Consider the following 1,877-nt stretch of genomic DNA (forward strand, 5'->3'; position numbering starts at 1 on the left):
AAAGCCCGTAGAAGTGTCAGCGATATCGTCATGCCGCGACTGTTCTTCCTTTATGCGCTTGTCGGCATGGCGGTTGGGTTTCTGGTCGTACAGCACGGATCGATGATCGGGTTCGTGATTTTTGGAATAGGAGCTCTGTTAAGGTTCCGATCAAATATGGATGACCCGGTCGACACGGTGGAAATGATTATAGTCACCGTGCTTGGGCTGGCGGTAGGGCTGGGCTTACCCTTGATGGCCACACTGGTGGCGGTTGTATGTTGGTGTTTCATTTGGCTCGGTGGGCGAAACAAGGGCGTGGAAATTTCGCTCAAGGCTTCAAACGAAGAGCACTCATTGAAAGTCAGCGGGGACATTGAAGCCATGGCCGCAGACGCTGGCTGGAAGCTGGTCAGAAAACACCACGTCCCCGGAAAGTCTCGCGTCTCATTGCTTTTCATCACCTCGGGAGGGCTTTCAGAAGCCCGGATAGAAGAGATGATAAACGATCTGGTCCCTGATAAAGTTGAGCTGAAACTCAACCTATAGTCATTTCACAAGGTCCAAACGTTTCAACACTGCATTCGGGGATCTGATCTCTTCCGGAAGCGACTTGAAATTTACCGACCTTTCGAAGTCAGGTCCTCGATATACTGCTATCCCAAATTTTCCGTTTGGCTGGAACGTAACATGAGTGAAGCTGTGAGGTGATCTGGCTTTTGATCCGATAAGCCGTCGCGGGCCACCTCCCAAACAAGCTTGGGAGACGTAAGTAACACCATCTTTCCAACCCGGATAGAAGGCATGATGGTGGCCTGACAGATGCAGAACCACACCGCTTTCCAAATAGATTTTTTCAAGTGTTGGGTCACCGATGATTTCGCGTTCACGCTTGATCGCGAAGGGCCAAAGTGGGAGGTGACTGAAAGTGACAATCGGGTCTCCACTTGTACCCAGTTCCACAAGTCGGTCCTGCTGATCGCCGGACAGCGGCCCTAGGGTCGTAGCATCCAGAGACGCAAACGTAATGCCTTGCATCTCAAATGCGTAGAAGAACGGGTAGTCATCTGAAACCAGGAAGTCGACGTCTGGCTTTCTCGGCGTCCATTCCTCTGCGTATATTTTTCTTTCACGCTCGAACCCTCGGTAAGCGGAGGCGTCATGGTTTCCCGGCGTGACCGCAAACGGAATTCCGGCAGCCGTTAAAGGATCTGATACCGCCTCATGAAACGCTTTCCACATTTCCCTGACCTGTTTGTCGGACAAGTTGGGAATGCGCTGTCCCGCAACCATATCTCCGGTCGAAATAACCAGATCTGGATCAATCTCGACTATCCGCTCAATCGCCTTGTCGACGCGGGCATCGTATTTTACCGAACCGTAGCTTCCGTTCAGATCCGATATGACGATGACATCCAATGCCGCGGCCTTGCAGGCTAGCAGAGCTGTCCAAATGCACGCCGCAAAAAGGGTAGAAAGGTTACGGGTCACTACAGTCTAAGGCCTCTTGCTCGGCGTCGCTTGTCAGAAAAAATGCGGCGGGATCCAAATCGAATATCAATTCACCATTTGAACAATTGCTCTGGAGGATGGACGTTGCCAGCGCGGTATTTTTGACGACTTGTGCAATCTGACTGTCTGACAGCCCAAGGCTTTGCGACAGCCAGTTATAAACCGGGCCTTGAGTTTGAAGCTCACTATTCAGCGCAACCAAGCGTCGGTATGTGCTTGGAGAGAAATGCCGCATTTTCTCTAGCATTTGAGTAGATTTCGCGAAGTTGGCATACTCAACCCGCCCACCAGCATCGTTGTCGTTTAGATGGCATTGCCAACTTGTTTGCACTCGGTTGACTGCAGTCTGGCCTGCGTCTGTCAGGCGGTCATTTCGAGAGCGTAAC

At 51.5% G+C, this 1,877-nt stretch carries 3 protein-coding genes; 1 reads left to right on the forward strand and 2 read right to left on the reverse strand.

Features of this window, described 5'->3' with window-relative positions; genetic code table 11:
- A partial coding sequence (locus AC2FI7_RS22745; protein WP_496833719.1) for a hypothetical protein occupies positions 1-528 on the forward strand: 528 nt, incomplete at its 5' end.
- Here AC2FI7_RS22745 and AC2FI7_RS22750 read toward each other — a convergent pair.
- Together AC2FI7_RS22750 and AC2FI7_RS22755 are read right to left on the reverse strand one after the other, a co-directional pair.
- Positions 529-1,470: a metallophosphoesterase family protein gene (locus AC2FI7_RS22750; RefSeq protein ID WP_142639634.1), complete on the reverse strand. Its 942-nt coding sequence runs from the start codon at positions 1,468-1,470 to the stop codon at positions 529-531.
- On the reverse strand, positions 1,460-1,877 hold a 418-nt coding region (locus tag AC2FI7_RS22755), incomplete at its 5' end, for a hypothetical protein (RefSeq protein WP_496833721.1). The genes AC2FI7_RS22755 and AC2FI7_RS22750, both read right to left, overlap by 11 nt.

The sequence above is a fragment of the Ruegeria sp. YTSA064 genome (genome assembly GCF_059610325.1).